This is a genomic window from Leisingera sp. G5_S3_59_S7, assembly GCF_054968485.1.
In genome coordinates, this window is the sequence record NZ_JBQKUH010000039.1 from 1 (window position 1) to 15,743 (window position 15,743).

The 15,743-nt window shown below is 68.7% G+C and carries 12 protein-coding genes; 5 read left to right on the forward strand and 7 right to left on the reverse strand.

Annotated elements, in window-relative coordinates; all coding sequences use genetic code 11:
• Positions 1–2,035: penicillin-binding protein 1C (pbpC, locus tag ACTRWG_RS16035; RefSeq protein WP_462829584.1), on the forward strand; the 2,035-nt coding region annotated here is incomplete at its 5' end.
• Between the two features lie 114 nt (positions 2,036–2,149).
• Here the strand turns inward: pbpC and ACTRWG_RS16040 are convergent.
• Genes ACTRWG_RS16040 through ACTRWG_RS16055 form a run of 4 tightly spaced genes read right to left on the reverse strand, consistent with a single transcriptional unit; the run spans position 2,150 to position 8,892 of the window.
• Positions 2,150–4,192, reverse strand: coding sequence for a membrane protein (locus tag ACTRWG_RS16040; protein ID WP_027236113.1), 2,043 nt, complete (start codon positions 4,190–4,192; stop codon positions 2,150–2,152).
• Positions 4,193–4,202: 10 nt separating this feature from the next.
• Positions 4,203–6,998 (reverse strand): DUF4159 domain-containing protein, encoded by a 2,796-nt coding sequence (locus tag ACTRWG_RS16045; protein WP_462829585.1) that lies wholly within the window; start codon positions 6,996–6,998, stop codon positions 4,203–4,205.
• On the reverse strand, positions 6,995–7,888 hold the full coding sequence (locus ACTRWG_RS16050) for a DUF58 domain-containing protein (RefSeq protein ID WP_259957616.1): 894 nt from the start codon (positions 7,886–7,888) through the stop codon (positions 6,995–6,997). The genes ACTRWG_RS16045 and ACTRWG_RS16050 overlap by 4 nt, the downstream gene beginning before the upstream one ends.
• Positions 7,885–8,892 (reverse strand): AAA family ATPase, encoded by a 1,008-nt coding sequence (locus ACTRWG_RS16055; protein ID WP_462829586.1) that lies wholly within the window; start codon positions 8,890–8,892, stop codon positions 7,885–7,887. Before ACTRWG_RS16055 ends, ACTRWG_RS16050 begins: the two co-directional genes overlap by 4 nt.
• A 64-nt stretch (positions 8,893–8,956) precedes the next feature.
• Here ACTRWG_RS16055 and ACTRWG_RS16060 point away from each other — a divergent pair, with 64 nt between their 5' ends.
• From ACTRWG_RS16060 to ACTRWG_RS16070, 3 genes are all read left to right on the forward strand, one after another.
• The gene (locus tag ACTRWG_RS16060) at positions 8,957–9,541 is read left to right on the forward strand and encodes a DUF1285 domain-containing protein (RefSeq protein ID WP_259957615.1); all 585 of its coding nucleotides are present in this window, start codon (positions 8,957–8,959) and stop codon (positions 9,539–9,541) included.
• 211 nt (positions 9,542–9,752) lie between these two features.
• On the forward strand, positions 9,753–10,505 hold the full coding sequence (locus ACTRWG_RS16065) for a hydroxypyruvate isomerase family protein (protein ID WP_027236118.1): 753 nt from the start codon (positions 9,753–9,755) through the stop codon (positions 10,503–10,505).
• An 89-nt stretch (positions 10,506–10,594) separates the two neighbouring features.
• On the forward strand, positions 10,595–10,831 hold the full coding sequence (locus tag ACTRWG_RS16070) for a DUF2798 domain-containing protein (protein ID WP_027236119.1): 237 nt from the start codon (positions 10,595–10,597) through the stop codon (positions 10,829–10,831).
• 327 nt (positions 10,832–11,158) lie between these two features.
• Here ACTRWG_RS16070 and polA read toward each other — a convergent pair whose 3' ends face one another.
• Entirely contained in the window at positions 11,159–13,969 is a 2,811-nt protein-coding gene (gene polA, locus ACTRWG_RS16075; protein ID WP_027236120.1) for a DNA polymerase I, read from the reverse strand.
• Positions 13,970–14,175: 206 nt separating this feature from the next.
• Here polA and ACTRWG_RS16080 point away from each other — a divergent pair, with 206 nt between their 5' ends.
• Entirely contained in the window at positions 14,176–14,883 is a 708-nt protein-coding gene (locus ACTRWG_RS16080) for an SDR family NAD(P)-dependent oxidoreductase (RefSeq protein WP_462829587.1), read from the forward strand.
• A gap of 28 nt (positions 14,884–14,911) precedes the next feature.
• Here ACTRWG_RS16080 and ACTRWG_RS16085 read toward each other — a convergent pair whose 3' ends face one another.
• Both ACTRWG_RS16085 and ACTRWG_RS16090 read right to left on the reverse strand, forming a co-directional pair.
• Entirely contained in the window at positions 14,912–15,397 is a 486-nt protein-coding gene (locus ACTRWG_RS16085; RefSeq protein ID WP_462829589.1) for a flavodoxin family protein, read from the reverse strand.
• Positions 15,398–15,528: 131 nt separating this feature from the next.
• Positions 15,529–15,711, reverse strand: coding sequence for a zinc-finger domain-containing protein (locus ACTRWG_RS16090; protein ID WP_008553918.1), 183 nt, complete (start codon positions 15,709–15,711; stop codon positions 15,529–15,531).
• Positions 15,712–15,743 lie beyond the last annotated feature (32 nt).

Here is a 15,743-nt window from a genome sequence, read left to right on the forward strand (position 1 = left end):
GAAACGGAGCGCTTTGGCCTTAGCGCTTCTGATTGCGGTAACGGTCACCGCCTACCGCAGCTTCGACACTTGGATCGAGAACACGAACCTCCCCCTCACCCTGACAGAAACCTCCACCGAGGTCCTCGACCGCAACGGCAAGCTCCTGCGCGCCTACCCCGTGGGCGACGGCCTCTGGCGCCTCGCCGTCCAGCCCCAGGACGTCGACCCGCATTTCCTGAACATGCTCCTGCGCTACGAGGACAAGCGCTTCCGCTCCCACGCCGGCGTCGATCCCATCGCCCTGATCCGCGCCGCAGGCCAGGCGCTGCGGAACGGGCGCGCGGTCTCCGGCGGCTCCACCCTCACCATGCAGGTCGCGCGCCTCTTGGAGGACGGCACCACCGGCCGCTGGGCGGGCAAGCTGCGCCAGATGCGCGTCGCGCTGGCGCTCGAACGCCGGCTCAGCAAGGATCAGATCCTCACCCTCTACCTGACCCACGCCCCCTATGGCGGCGCGGCAGAGGGCATCCGCGCGGCAACCTACAGCTGGTTCGGCAAGGAGCCGAACCGCCTGACGCCCGCAGAGGCCGCGCTGCTGGTGGCCCTGCCGCAATCCCCCGGGCGCCGCCGCCCCGACCGCTTCCCCGACGCCGCCAGCGAGGCCCGCAACCGCGTGCTGGCCCGGATGCAGCGCCAAGGCATCGTCACCGCAGAACAGGCCGAGGCCGCCCGCCGCACCCCGCTGCCGCACCGCATGGCCGCCTTCCCGCGCCTCGCCCCGCATCTGGCGGACCGGGTGACCGACCAGCACCCCGGCAAACGCCAGCTGCGCCTGACCCTCGACGGCGCGGTGCAATCCCGGATGCAGCAGCTGCTGGCAGAGGCCGCCCGCAGCACCGGCCCGCGCCTCTCCGCCGCCCTCATCGCCGCCGATCACCAGACCGGCGAAGTGCTGGCGCTGGTTGGCTCGCCCGGTTATTCGGATGCGCAGCGGCGCGGCTTTGTCGATATGACCCAGGCGATCCGCTCCCCCGGCTCCACCCTGAAACCGCTGATCTACGGCCTCGCCTTCGACCAGGGCCTGGCGCACCCGGAAACCCTGATCCACGACGGCCCGGTCAACTTCGCAGGCTACGCGCCGCAGAATTTCGACGGTGAATTCCGCGGCGACATCAAGCTGCGCGAGGCGCTGCAGCTGTCCCTCAACATCCCCGTGGTGAAGCTGACGCAGGAACTGGGACCGGCGCGGGTGATGGCGTCCTTGCGCGCAGGCGGCGCCAAACCGGAACTCCCCGGCGGCGCGCCGGGCCTGGCGCTGTCGCTCGGGGGCCTCGGCATCAGCCTGCAGGATATGGTGCAGCTCTACGCCGGGCTGGCGGCAGGCGGGCAGGGGCCTGCCTTGCGCGTGCTGCAGGGTGAGGCGCCCGCACCCGCAGGCCGCCTCACCTCGCCCGAGGCCGCCTGGCAGGTTGCCGACATCCTGCGCGGCCTGCCGGTGCCCGCTGGCGCGCGCGCAGGCACGATCGCATACAAGACCGGCACCTCCTACGGCCACCGCGACGCCTGGGCGATCGGCTGGGACGGGCGCCACGTGATCGGCGTCTGGATGGGCCGCGCCGACGGCACACCTGTTCCCGGCATCTTCGGCGGCGATCTGGCCGCGCCGGTACTGTTTGAGGCCTTCGGGCGGCTTAAGCCCGCGCTCGATCCTCTACCGCCGCCGCCCCCCGCCACGCTGATCGTCAGCTCCGCAGACCTGCCGCAGCCGCTGCAGCGCTTCCGCCCCCGCGACGCCGCCTTCTCCCGGCCTGCCGGTGCGCCGGAGCTGATTTTCCCGCCCGAAGGCGCCCGGCTGGCACTGGACGACGCAGACCTGACGCTCAAACTGCGCGGCGGCACCGCGCCGTTTCTGGTGCTGGCGAACGGCCGGCCGGTGCTGTCAGGCCAGCGCCGGCGCGAATTCTCCGTCCCCAGCCCCGGCCCCGGCTTCTCCTCGCTGGTGATTGTGGATGGCGCAGGCCGCTCGGACCGGGTCAATCTGCGGATCGACTAAGGTGCGGATCAGCCGGGGCGGGGCTGTTTTCCAGAAACCGGGCCGGGCCCAACGTTCGCGGGATTCGCAAGAAAACCTGCGAAGGGCGGGAGAGCCCCGGGGTGCGAAAGCCGCCTACCTCCGCCCCTCGCGCAGCCAGCCGGCCACCAGAAAAAACGCCGCCATCACCAGCGCCAGCCAGGCCGGCAGCAGCGGCCCCTGGGACACCGACAGCGTCTCATAAGCCTCCCGCGGCGTCAGCCCGATCCAGCCGCGCCCCGAGGCCGGGCGCCCGGCGCGCACGCTGCGCAAGGACGGCATCCCGTCCTCCAGCCGCAGAACGCCGCCGCGCAGAGGCTCCAGCACCGGCGCCAGCACGGAGCCTGTGGCAATGGTTTCCTCAAACTCCTTGGGGGCGGCAGGGCCAAGCCCGACCACAGTGCTCTCTTCACCTTCCTGCAGCCGGTACAGACCCGGCTCCGGCCCCTCATAGCGGGTTTCCCACTGGCCCGGCGCGGTTTGGCGCAGATCCAGCTCCACCGCGGAGCCATCCGGATTGGTCACCGTGACCGGCCCGGCCTGCCCGGCCAGCGTGCGGCGCAGGATACGCATCCGCTGGCCAGAGGTCTCGGCCCACAGCGCCTCTTCCTCCAGCTCCGGCTCCTTCATCATCCAATGCGCCAGCCGCCGCAGCAGCTCCAGCTGCGGCCCGCCGCCCTCGTACCCGCGGCTCCACAGCCAGGCGTGGTCCGAGGCCAGCAAGGCGACCCGGCCCTCGCCGACCCGGTTCAGCACCAGCAACGGACGCTCCCCCGCGCCGCTCATCAGCACATGTCCTTCCGGCGTCCTCAGCTCAATCTGGCGCAGCCAGCGGCCCCAGTCCGCAGCCCCCTCCAGGCCCGAGGTCACCGGGTGCTGCCTGCCCAGATCCGTCACCGCGGGCCGGTACGCCTCCTCCAGCACCCGGGCCGAGGGTTCGGCAGGCAGGATCAGCGACAGCGGCGAGCGGTAGATGCTGTCGGCGCTGGCAAAATCCGGGCCGGCCGCCACCAGCACCGCGCCGCCGCCCATCGCGTAATTGGCCACGTTGTCCAGATAGACCGCAGGCAGGATGCCGCGCCGCTTGTAGCGGTCAAAGATGATCAGGTCGAAATCGTCGATTTTCTCCAGGAACAGCTCGCGGGTGGGGAAGGCAATCAGCGACAGCTCCTCCACCGGCACCCCGTCCTGCTTTTCCGGCGGGCGCAGGATGGTGAAATGCACCAGGTCCACCGCGCTGTCGGATTTCAGAAGGTTGCGCCAGGTGCGCCCGCCCGCGTGCGGCTCGCCCGACACCAGCAGCACCCTCAGCCGGTCGCGCACCCCGTTGATCTGCACCAGCGCGGCGTTGTTGCGCGCGGTCAGCTCGCCCGGCTCTTCCGGCACGCTGAACTGGATCACGTTGCGCCCGCCGTGCTGCAGCACCATCGGCAGCTCGAAATCCACGCCCACGGGCAGGGTAAAGCGCTGCGGTTCATCGCCCCCGACCGAGATGTCCAGATCGGCAAAGCTGCCCTCAGCCGGCGCCGCGCCCTGATCCTCGATCCTGAGCGTCAGCGTGACCGGCTCGCCGATGATGGCAAAGCCGGGGGCGTTCTTGACGATCAGGCGGCGGTCCCAGTCGTCTTCGCGCCCGGTCAGCAGCAGGTGCATCGGCGCAGGCAGGCTGACCGCCTGGTCCGCGTCATGCACCTGGCCGTCGGACAGGGCGATGATGCCTGCGACCCGCGCCCGCGGCTCGTCCGCCAGCGCCTGCGCAATGGCCGCCATCAGCCGGGTGCCCTCGTCGCCCTCGCCATCCGGCACGGTGACCCAGCGCACATCGGTGCCGGGCCGGTTTTCCAGCGCTGCCCTCAGCTGGCTGCGGGCACGCTCCATCTGCTCCGGCCGGCCGCGCAGCTGCTGGCTGGCGGTCTGGTCCTCCGCCACGATCACGATGTCATCCAGCGGCGCGCGGTCCTCGCTCTGATGCACCGGCCCGGACAGCGCGGCCAGCAGCACCAGTGCCGCCAAGGCCCGCAAGGCCCAGCCCGACAGCCCGTTCCACAGCCCCAGCAGCAGCGCCGCCAGGGTCACGCCGCCCGCGGCCCAGATCACGGGCCAGGGCACCAGAGGGTCAAACAGGATCGTCTGTGTCATGAAACCACCCCTATTGCCCCAGCCGGTCCAGGAGCGCCGGCACATGCACCTGGTCGGATTTGTAATTGCCGGTCAGCACATGCATCACCAGGTTGACGCCGAACCGGTAAGCCAGCTCCCGCTGCCGCTCGCCGGCATAGCCGCGCCCGACCGGCAGCAAGGGCCGCCCGTTTTCATCCACCGCCCAGGCTGCGGCCCAGTCGTTGCCGCCGATCACCACCGGCGTCACCCCGTCGTTCAGATTGCGGAAGGGGATGCCCTCGGCCTGCTCCGCATCCGGCGACGCGGCCTCGACCCAGACCGGGCCGCGGCTGTGGCGGCCGGGGAAATCCTGCAGCAGGTAGAAGGCGCGGGTCAGCACATGGTCTTCCGGCACCACCTCCAGCGGCGGGATGTCCAGCGGCAGCGCAATCTGCTGCAGCCGCCGCGCCGCCGGGCTGCTGGCGCCGGCAGAGGCGAGATCGGCGTCGCGGGTATCGAACAGGATCATCCCGCCCGCCCGCAGATAGGTGTTCAGCTTCGAGTAAGCCTCGGAGGAGGGCAGCGGCTGGTCCCGCGTGACCGGCCAGTACAGCAGCGGGAAAAACGCCAGCTCATCCCGCTCCAGGTCGACGCCTGCCGGGTTGGCCGGCTCCACCGAGGTGCGGAAGAACAGCGTGTCCGACAGCCCGCGCAGGCCGGCCTCGGCGAGGCGGTCGATCTCCGCGTCGCCGGTCAGAACATGCGCCAGCACCAGTTCCGAGGCCAGCTCTGCCGCCCGGAAATCCGCCTGCGCCTGCTGCTGCGGCGGACCCTCCTGCGCGCGTGCATCCTGGGGCGCCGCCAGCGCCGCCAGCCCAACCGCCGCCGCCAGCGCGGCGGTGCGGGCCCGGCCCAAGAGACCGGACACCAAGAGCGTGCCCAGCACATCCAGCGCCAAAAGCATCAGCGCCAGCGTCAGCAAGGCCCCGCCCAGCGGCATCTCCTGCGGCGCGTCATAGCCGCTAACCTCCACCGAGGCAGGCCAGCGCGCCGCCAGCAGCTCATCTTCGGGGCGCAGCACGTTGCGTGCCAGCATCCGCCGCCCGCCGTCGTAGACACCGGGGCGCAGTTCCGGCCCCGCGGGCGCCGCCACCAGATCCGGCCCCTTGACCCCCGGCAGCGTTTCCGCCGCCTCCAGCCGGCCGAACCCGTCCAGCACCTCCACCGGGGTCCAGGTGGTGCCTTCCAGATCCTCGGCCTTGGGCGCAGCGGCAGAGGAGGACACCGCCAGCCGCTCCAGCATTGCCACGAACAGGCCCGACAGCGGCAGGCTGCTCCACTCCGCATTCGCCGTCACGTGAAACAATACCACCTGGCCCTGGCCCAGCGTCTTGCGGGTGACCAGCGGGGTGCCGTCGGCCAGTTCCGCAATGACGCGGTCCGCCAGCTGCGGATCGGGCTGCGCCACCACTTGCGAGCTGATCGCCACCTCCCGCGGCACCTCCAGCCCGTAAAAGGGCGAGTCTTCGGCAAACGGCGCCAGCGTCTTCGGCTCGCCCCAGCTCATCGCGCCGCCGATGCTGCGCCCGCCAATGCGCAGGCGCACCGGCATCAGGGGCTCCTCGCCGCTGCGCGCGGTGTCGCTGGCCGCCAGCCGCGGCCCGGCAAAGCGCAACAGCAGGCCGCCGTTTTCCACCCATTCGATCACCGCCTCTTCCTGCGCGGGCGCCAGCCGCGCCACGTCGGCCAGCACGATCACATCCGGGTTCGCAGGCAGCAGATCCCGCAGCGCGCCCTCCAGCAGCTCGGCCGAGGGCGCCAGCGCCTGGCGCAGGTAATGCAGCGGCGACAGCAGCGCCAGGCCTTCATCCGCGCTTTCGGAGGAGACCAGCGCCACCTCGCGCCGCCGCAGGCTGTCGTCGGTCAGCGCCACCGCGCCCGCCGATGTCTCGCCGCGGATTTCGAACCGCGACAGCCGCGCCCGCAGTTCGGCGGGCAGCGACAGCTCAGCCGAGGCCGCGCGGGCGCCATCCGCAAACCGCAGCGGCAGCGCAGCCAGACTGCGCTCGGTGCCGCCGGGATCCTTGCCCTGCGCCACCACCGCAACCTCCTGCGCGGGTCCGGCGCGGCTGCGCTGGACCGTCAGTTCAATCGCCCCGCCGGTATAGCGCGCGGGCAGCAGGCCCAGCACCGGCAAGGGCTGCTCAAAGACCTCAATCCCGCCGCGCCGGCTCAGCGCCTCGATCAGCCCCTCGCGGCCCGGATACTCCAGCCCGTCGCTGAACCAGACGGTGTCAAATCCGCCCTCCGCCCCGTCAATCGCCGCCAAAGCCTGCTCCAGCTGCTCCGGCCCCGGCTGCCAGGGCAGGGGCGCCAGCCCCGCCAGCTGCCGCTGCCAGTCGCTGGCGGCGCGGAATTGCAACACCTCCGGTGCGCTCAGGCGCAAGACCGCCACCGGGCGTTCCGCCCGGCCCGCTTCCTCCAGCTGCACCCCGGCCTGGGCGCTGGTCTGTTCCCAGCCCGCCGCGCCGCCCCAGCTGGCGTCCATCACAATCAGCAGCGGCCCGCTGCCGCCCGCGTCTTCGGTAGAGGGGTTCAGCACCGGCCCCGCCAGCCCGATTATCGCCGCCGCCACCGCCAGCAGCCGCAGCAGCAACAGCCACCAGGGCGTGCGGTCCGACAGGCTCTCGTCATCCTTCAGGCCCAGCAGCAGTGTCACCGCCGGGAACGGCTGGCGCTTGGGCGCGGGCGGGATCGCCCGCAACAGCAGCCACAGCACCGGCAGCGCCAAAAGCCCCAGCAAAAGCCAGGGTGCGGTAAAGCCGATGCCTGCAATTATGGTCATGGCGCGGTCCGCTCCAGTGCGTGGTAAAGCCACATCAGCGCCGCCTGCGCCGGGTCGCCCGTGTGATGCTGCCCGAACCGCCAGCCAGCCTCGCGGCAGAGCCGCTCCAGCGCGTCCCGCCGTTCCGCCAGCCGGTCCAGATAGCGCTCCTGCAGGGCAGAGGCCTTCAGTGTTTCATGTGTGACACCGCCGCCCATGCTTTCAAACAATGTGCGCCCGGAAAAGGGAAACGCCTCCTCCGCCGGGTCCAGCACCTGCAGCAGCACGCCGCGCACTCCGCGCGCGGCGGCCTTGGACAGGGCCTGCTCCACCGGTTCATACGGCCCCAGAAAGTCAGAGATGAACAGCGCCCGCGCATGCGGGATCAGCGCGCGGTGGCCGGGCGGGGCGTAATCTTGCGCATCATCCGCCGACAGCGCTTCCGCCAGCCGCAGGATCTGCACATTGCCGCGCCGGGGCGGCAGGCTGCCGCCGGTCAGGCCGACCCGCTCGCCGCCCTGCACCATCAGAACAGCGGCGGCCAGGCCCAGCAGCCGGGCCTGATCCACCTTCTGCGGCAGCTTGGGCGAGGAGGCAAACCGCATCGAGGCGCCAGTATCCACCCACAGATGCACCGTCTGCGAGATATGCCATTCCCGCTCGCGCACATATTGCACATCGCCCATTGCCGACCGCCGGTGGTCGATCATCCGGCGGCTGTCGCCGGCCTGCGCCGGGCGGTACTGCCAGAAATCATCCCCTGTACCAGCCCGGCGGCGGCCATGCTCGCCCATCAGCACGGACCCCGCCAGATGCCGCGCCTGCACCAGCAAGGGCGGCAGGGCGCTGGCCTCGGCCTCCGCCCGGTGCCGCAGTCCTGCTGCTGCCTGAGAGGCGGCGGGCCTGGTCACGCGGCGGCCCCGGTCCGGGCCAGTTCGCTCGCGGTTTCCCCGATCAGCGCCGCCAGGCTTTCACCCCGTGCCCGCGCGGCAAAGTTCAGCTGCATCCGGTGGCTCAGCACCGGTTTCGCCATGTCCAGCACGTCGTCTGCATTGGGCGCCAGCCGCCCCTGCAAGAGCGCCCGCGCCCGCACCGCCAGCATCAGCGCCTGCGCCGCCCGCGGACCCGGCCCCCAGGCCACGGTCTGCGCCACATGCTCAGAGACGCCGGGTTCCTCAGGGCGGAAGGCGCGCACCAGGTCCAGGATCATCTCCACCACCGATTCGCCCACCGGCATCCGCCGCAGCAGGGCCTGGGCTTCGATCAGCTCGGCGGCAGTAAACACCTGATAAGCCTCCGCTTCCTCCGCCCCGGTGGTGGCCAGCAGGATATCCCGCTCGGTCGCGCGGTCGGGGTAATTCACGTCGATCTGCAGCAGGAACCGGTCCAGCTGCGCTTCCGGCAGCGGATAGGTGCCTTCCTGCTCAATCGGGTTCTGGGTCGCCAGCACATGGAACGGCGCCCCCAGGGAGCGGTCCTCGCCCGCCACCGTCACCACCCGCTCCTGCATCGCCTGCAACAGCGCCGACTGGGTGCGCGGGCTGGCGCGGTTGATCTCATCCGCCATCAACAGCTGGCAGAACACCGGCCCCGGCACAAACCGGAACGACCGGTGCCCGTCGGCAGCGGTGTCCAGCACCTCGGAGCCCAGAATATCGGCGGGCATCAGGTCCGGGGTGAACTGGATCCGGTTGCCGTCCAGCCCCATCACCGTGCTCAGGGTTTCCACCAGCCGGGTCTTGCCCAGCCCCGGCAGGCCGATCAGCAGCCCGTGACCGCCGCACAGCAGCACCGAGAGGGTGAGGTCCACCACCCGCTCCTGTCCGATGAAGCGCTTGGTGATCGACGCGCGCGCCTCTTGCAGCTTGGTTTCCAGCGCTTCGATACCGGCCAGCAGATCGTCCGTTTCAGGCATGACATTCCTCGTTTCCCGGATGTATGCTGTTACTCTATCGTGCTGACAGGAAATGGCAAAAGCAATGAGCGGACAAAAACCTGTGACCCCCGATGCCGAAGGCATCGCCGCGGCGGCCAAAGCGGCCGGAAAAGGGAAGGGATTGCCGCCCGTGCACCTGTGGAATCCGCCGTTTTGCGGCGACCTGGACATCCGCATCGCCCGCGACGGCAGCTGGCATTACCTCGGCACCCCGTTCAACCGGTTTGAACTGGTCAAGCTGTTCGCCTCCATCCTCAAGCTGGAGGACGGCAGGTATTACCTTGTCACGCCTGTGGAAAAGGTCGGCATCACCGTCGATGACGCGCCCTTTGTGGCGGTGGATTTCGACGCGGCGGGGCAGGGGCGCGAGCAGGTGATCACCTTCACCACCAGCCTCGGCGACACCGCCGCAGCGGGCCCGGAGCACCCGATCCGGGTGGAGCGCGACGGCGAAAGCGGCGAGCCGTCTCCCTATGTCATGATCCGCGCAGGCCTTGAGGCGCTGATCGACCGTAAAAGCTTCTACCGGCTGGCGGAGCTGGGCGAACACCACGACGGCTGGTTCGGCGTCTGGTCCAACGGGGAGTTTTTTGCCCTGATCCCCTCGGCAGAGCTGGACGCGGAGTAAACCGCCTGCCGCCAGCGGCAGGCCCGAGCGCAAACCGGACCTGACGCCCGGCCGCTATCCCTCGAAAATTTAGCGAAAACTTGCCGGTTTTGCCGCCGGCAGCCAAGGTTTGCGGCCGCTGCCTTGCGGGAAAGCGACAATGCGTCTTTTTCTGTGTCTTGGCCTCATGGATTCGCGCGAGCTAAACCACCGTGAAGCCAGGAGGACCCGCATGCCCAGATTCGCAGCCAACATTTCGATGCTGTTTGCAGAGCTGCCCTATCTCGACCGGTTTCCGGCCGCCGCCGCCGCCGGGTTCGAAGCGGTGGAGATCCTTAACCCCTATGAGCTGGCCGCCAAGGAGACCCAGCGCGCGCTGCTGGCCAACGGGCTGGAACTGCTGCTGATCAACGCGCCGCCGCCGAATTACACCGGCGGCATGCCCGGCTACGCGGCGGTGCCGGACGGGGCGGACCGCTTCCAGCGCGACATCCGCCGGGTGCTGCGCTACGCGGAGGCGCTGAAGGCGGGCAAAATCCACGTGATGGCGGGCTATGCCAAGGGCGACGCCGCGCTGCAGACCTTTGTCGAAAACCTGCAATGGGCCGCAGACCGGGCGCCGGGCCAGCAGTTCACCATCGAGCCGTTGAACAGCGGCGACCAGCCCGGCTATTTCCTCGATGACTACACCCTGGCGGTAGAGGTGCTGGACGCGGTGGACCGCCCCAATGTCGGCCTCCAGTATGACGCCTACCACGCCCAGCTGATCCACGGCGACGCCGCCAAAGTGTGGGAGACCTTCGGCAGCCGCGCGGTGCATGTGCAGATCGGCGCCGCCCCCGGGCGCTGCGAGCCGGGTACCGGGCCGGTCGATTTCCAAAGGCTGTTCGCCGCCATCGACGCCAGCGGCTATGACGGCTGGGTCAGCGCCGAATACACCCCCTCGACCCGCCGGACCGAAGACAGCCTCACCTGGATGCGCTGAGCCGCCGCAGGGCGGAAACACATTCGTGAATTGAAATGTGATGCGGCGGACGCCATAAGGCGGGGGTGAGTTGACCAAGGAGGCCGCCGATGCTGCCCGCCCGTTTTGCGCCTGTGCTGTTCAGCCTGATCCTGTCGGGGCTGATGTCCTGCATCGTGACCTGCGTGGCGACCTGGAAGGCGCTGGGGCTTGGCGCGGGTTTTGCCCAGGACTGGATGCAGGCGTGGATGGCCAGCTGGCCGATTGCCTTTGCCGTCGCCTTCACCGCCGCGCCGCTGGTGCGGCGGCTGGTGGCGAAACTGGTCAAGCAGCCGCTGCAGGGCTGAGGACCGCAAGGGCGGCTCCCGCCCGCTGCACGCTGCATCGCAGATGCAGCAGCAGCCGTTGGGCCGGGCGCCGCTGGCGCGTCGCAGGTTTCTTGCTGAGAAGCCCCTAAGGGCAGGGCTGCCCTTGAGAGGCGTTTCCGATTGTTTTCAGGGCAGGCCGCGTCAAGGGCAAGCCGCGCTGAACGCGCGGAGGCTGGCGCCTCCCTTGACCCGGAGCCGAACCGCTGCGCGTCCCGTCACGCCGCGCCAGCGGCGCTGGGCCCAACGGGGTGAGACCGGCAGGCCGAAGCCGGGCGGGAGCGCCCCGCCGGCCTTGAGAAACCTGACTTAATGCGCCTCGGCCCAGTTCTGGCCGCGGCCCGCATCCACCACCAGTTTCACATCCAGATGCACCGCCGGATCGGCGGCGTTTTCCATCACCTCGCGGGCGGCAGCGATGGTGTCCTCCACCGCCGCTTCCGGCACTTCGAACAAGAGTTCATCGTGCACCTGCAACAGCATCCGCGCGGGCAGATGGGCAATCGCCTCCGGCATCCGGATCATCGCCCGGCGGATCACGTCGGCGGCCGTCCCCTGGATCGGCGCGTTGATCGCCGCGCGTTTGGCAAAGCCGGCCTTCGGCCCCTTGGCGTTGATCTCCGCAGTGTGGATCTTGCGCCCGAACAGGGTCTGCACATAGCCATGCTCCTTGGCGAACTCCACCGTCGAGTCCATGTATTTCCGGATGCCCGGGAAGCGCTCGAAATAGCGGTCGATGAAGCCCTGCGCGTCCTTGCGCGGGATGCGCAGGTTGCGCGCCAGGCCAAAGCCCGAGATGCCGTAGATCACACCAAAGTTGATCGCCTTGGCCTGACGGCGGATCTCCGGCGTCATCTCCTCCAGCGGCACCTCGAACATCTCCGAGGCGGTCAGCGCGTGAATGTCCTGCCCCTCGGCAAAGGCCTGTTTCAGCGTGTCGATTCCAGCCATATGCGCCAGAATGCGCAGCTCGATCTGGCTGTAGTCGAGCGACAAGAGCACATTGCCCTCTTCCGCCACAAAGGCTTCGCGGATGCGGCGGCCTTCCTCGGTGCGGACGGGAATGTTCTGCAGGTTCGGATCGGTCGAGGCCATGCGCCCCGTGCTGGCGCCGGTCTGGGCATACGAGGTATGCACCCGGCCCGTATCGGGGTTGATGTGGTCCTGCAAAGCGTCCGTATAGGTCGACTTCAGCTTGCTGAGCTGCCGCCAGTCCAGCACGCGGGCAGGCAGGTCGTGTTCTGTCGCCAGATCCTCCAGGATATCGGCGCCGGTGGAATACTTGCCGTTCTTGCCGCGCTTGCCGCCGGGCAGGGACATCTTGTCGAACAGGATCTCGCCCAGCTGCGCGGGCGAGCCGACGTTGAAACTTTCGCCCGCCAGCTCGTGGATCTCCGCCTCCAGCGCCGCCATCTTCTGGGCAAAGGCATTGGACATCCGGCTGAGCGTATCGCGGTCCACCTTGATGCCGTTGCGCTCCATATCCGCCAAGACCGGCACCAGCGGCCGCTCCAGCGTTTCATAGACCGTCGTTACCCGCTCCTGATGCAGCTGCGGCTTGAACAGCTGCCACAGGCGCAGGGTGATGTCGGCATCCTCAGCCGCATAAGGCACCGCATCGTCAATCGGCACCCGGTCAAAGGTGATCGCCGATTTGCCGGTCCCCAACAGCGGCTTGATCGGGATCGGCGTGTGATCCAGATAGCGCTCCGACAGCGTGTCCATACCATGCCCGTGCATCCCCGCATGCAGCGCATAGGACATCAGCATGGTGTCGTCGACCGGCGCCACATCCACCCCGTAGCGGTGCAGGATCTTGGCGTCGTATTTCATGTTCTGGCCGATTTTCATGATGGCCGGGTCTTCCAGAACCGGCTTCAGCATTGCGACCGCCTCCTCCAGGGGCATCTGCCCCTCGGACAGGCCCTCGCCGCCAAACAGGTCATCGCCCCCGGCCTTATGCGCCAGCGGGATATAGCAGGCCTCGCCCGCCTCCACGCACAGCGAGATGCCGACCAGATCCACCACCATCTCATCCAGGCCCGTGGTCTCGGTGTCCACCGCCACCCAGCCGCGCTGGCGGATGCGGTCGACCCAGGCTTGCAGCGCTGCTGCATCGCGGACGCATTCGTATTTGTCCTTGTCAAACGGCACCGCCTCCGGCGCCTCTGCCGCCGCGGAGACCGGCGCTGCGGCGGGCGCGTCCGGGATCGCCGGCGCCTCAACGCCCAGCCGGTCGGCCATGCGCTTGGACAGGGTGCGGAACTCCATCTCGGTCAGGAAGCCCATCAGGGTCTCGGCGTCCGGCTCCATCACCTCCAGATCATCCAGGGTGAAGTCCAGCTCCATATTGCAGTCCAGCTGCACCAGCTTCTTCGACAGCTCGATCTGCTCCCGCATCTCGATCAGCGTCTGCCGGCGCTTGGGCTGCTTGATCTCCTCGGCGCGGTCCAGCAGCTCTTCCAGCGAGCCGAATTCGTTGATCAGCAGCGCGGCGGTCTTGATCCCGATCCCCGGCGCGCCCGGCACGTTGTCGACGCTATCACCGGCCAGCGCCTGCACATCCACCACCCGCTCCGGGCCGACGCCAAACTTCTCCACCACGCCGTCGCTGTCGATGCGCTTGTTCTTCATCGCGTCCAGCATCTCAACCCCGCCGCCGACCAGCTGCATCAGGTCCTTGTCCGACGAGATGATCGTGACCCGCCCGCCGGCATCGCGCGCCTGATGCGCCAGCGTGGCGATGATGTCGTCGGCCTCAAAGCCCTCGATCTCCTTGCAGGCGATGTTGAACGCCTTGGTCGCCTCGCGGGTCAGCGGGAACTGCGGCACCAGATCCTCGGGCGCGGGCGGGCGGTTGGCCTTGTACAAATCGTACATCTCGTTGCGGAACGACATGCCGGAATGGTCAAAGATCACCGCCACATGGGTCGGCGCATCCGGGCCCTTGGCGTCCTCCACCTGCTTGAACAGCATGTTGCAGAAGCCCGCCACGGCCCCGATCGGCAGCCCGTCGGATTTGCGCGTGAGCGGCGGCAGCGCGTGATAGGCGCGGAAGATGAAGGCCGAGCCGTCGATCAGATGCAGATGGCAGCCCTTGCCGAATGTTGTCCCGCTCATGTGCGCCGCGCTCCCGTTGGAAATCCGTTCGTGTTCTGTTTCCCGGTTATCGGTGATCCGGGCAGGAAGGGCAATTGCCGTTTGCCGCCGGCGGCAGGAACCGGCAGCGGCGGTCCGGCGCCGCCTCAGCCTGCCCCATGTTCCAGCCGCGGCCCGCCTGTGATAGACCTGCGGCTTCCCTTCATTGCACAGCAGGATCGAACCCCATGCAGCTCAACGGAAAAACGGTCATTGTCACGGGCGGCAGCGATGGCATCGGCAAGCATATCTGCCTGAAACTGGCCGCCGCGGGCTGCAAGCTGGCCATTCTGGGCCGCAACCGGGACCGGCTGGACCAGGTGGCAGAGGCGGCCCGCAGCCTCGGCGCGCCTGAGGCCCGCAGCTACGGGGTGGACATGACCGATCCAGCGGCGATCGGGGCTGCTGCGTCGGCTATTCTGCAGGACTTCGGCAGCGTGGATATCCTGATTAACAATGCGGGCATCTGGCACAAGGCGGGGCCCCTCGACAGCATTTCCGAGGAGATGCTGATGGCCACCGTGCAGACCAACCTGACCGGCCTGATGCAGCTCACCCGCCACCTGCTGCCTGCCCTGCGCACCCGCGATGAGGCCGCGATTGTGAACGTCGCCTCCAAATCCGGTGTCGTGGCGCAGGCGGGGCAGTCCGTTTACACCGCCACCAAATACGGCGTGCGCGGCTTCACTGATGTGCTGAAGGTCGATGAGGCAGAAACCGGCGTGCGCGTTGCGGGCCTGTATCAAAGCGGCACCAACACCGGCATGTTTGCCAAGGCGGGCGAAGACGTCCCCAACCATATCTTCACCGAGCCGGAAGACCTGGCGGATGTGGTGGTCTTCATGCTGTCGCGCCCGCCGAAGCTGTGGATGCACGAGGTGCGCGTCGAGCTCTGACCGCCGCCGCCCGCCGCGGGGCAGGGGCCTAGAACACCCCCATTGCCAGGCCCGCCCCCAAGGCCAGCCCCAGCTCGCGGCAGGCTTCCAGCTCGTCTTCGGGGATCACCTTCTCCGCCAGGATCGCCTCCGGCGTCTGCGCATGGGTGCAGACGATCAGCGGCGCCTGCACCTCCTTCAGGCGCCAGCCGGTGGCAATGCGGGCGGTCTGGCGGGCGGCGTTTTCGCCGTCCGACCCGGCGCAGACCATCTGCGCATAAGGCCGCCCCTCAATCTTTCCCAGCACCGGGTAATAACAGCGGTCGAAAAACTCTTTCATCATTCCGGACAGCGCCGCCAGATTCTCCGGCGCGCAGAAGATATAGCCATCCGCCGCCAGCAGATCCTCCGGCCCGGCGTCCTCGGCCCGTTTCAGAACGGTCTGGGTCTCATCCCGCGCCGCCGCTGCCGCGGCCTCCGCCATCTGGCGGCTGCCGCCGGTGCGTGTGTGGTAAACGATCAAGAGCTGTGCCATTGCTGCCGCCCGCCTGTTGCGCTCCCGCGGCAGCTTACCGGGCGCCTGCAAATTTCTTCAAAGAAATTTGGCCGGAAAACTCGAATTTTCCGGGACCCGGCCTCCGCCTGAGCGACGTCACGCTGCCCGGATCACTCCGCCGCCTTGGCCGCGTCCCGGTAGACGTATTTGCAGTCGCAATAGGGGCATTCCACGAAATTGTCGTCCTCCGGGATCAGCAGATAAACCCGCGGATGCCCCAGCGCGCCCTCGCTGCCGTCACAGGCCACCTTGCGGCTGTCCACGATCTTGGTTTCCGGCGCTTCGATGCTCATGGCTGGCAGTCCTTTCGGTTTTCGGCTAGGCG

What these genes read in the sequence shown, in the direction of transcription:
- ACTRWG_RS16085 (WP_462829589.1), bottom strand. Translation starts at nt 15,397, where the DNA reads ATGGCACAGCTCTTGATCGTTTACCACACACGCACCGGCGGCAGCCGC.
- ACTRWG_RS16040 (WP_027236113.1), bottom strand. Translation starts at nt 4,192, where the DNA reads ATGACACAGACGATCCTGTTTGACCCTCTGGTGCCCTGGCCCGTGATC.
- ACTRWG_RS16090 (WP_008553918.1), bottom strand. Translation starts at nt 15,711, where the DNA reads ATGAGCATCGAAGCGCCGGAAACCAAGATCGTGGACAGCCGCAAGGTG.
- polA (WP_027236120.1), bottom strand. Translation starts at nt 13,969, where the DNA reads ATGAGCGGGACAACATTCGGCAAGGGCTGCCATCTGCATCTGATCGAC.
- ACTRWG_RS16055 (WP_462829586.1), bottom strand. Translation starts at nt 8,892, where the DNA reads ATGCCTGAAACGGACGATCTGCTGGCCGGTATCGAAGCGCTGGAAACC.
- ACTRWG_RS16065 (WP_027236118.1), top strand. Translation starts at nt 9,753, where the DNA reads ATGCCCAGATTCGCAGCCAACATTTCGATGCTGTTTGCAGAGCTGCCC.
- ACTRWG_RS16070 (WP_027236119.1), top strand. Translation starts at nt 10,595, where the DNA reads ATGCTGCCCGCCCGTTTTGCGCCTGTGCTGTTCAGCCTGATCCTGTCG.
- ACTRWG_RS16080 (WP_462829587.1), top strand. Translation starts at nt 14,176, where the DNA reads ATGCAGCTCAACGGAAAAACGGTCATTGTCACGGGCGGCAGCGATGGC.
- ACTRWG_RS16045 (WP_462829585.1), bottom strand. Translation starts at nt 6,998, where the DNA reads ATGACCATAATTGCAGGCATCGGCTTTACCGCACCCTGGCTTTTGCTG.
- ACTRWG_RS16060 (WP_259957615.1), top strand. Translation starts at nt 8,957, where the DNA reads ATGAGCGGACAAAAACCTGTGACCCCCGATGCCGAAGGCATCGCCGCG.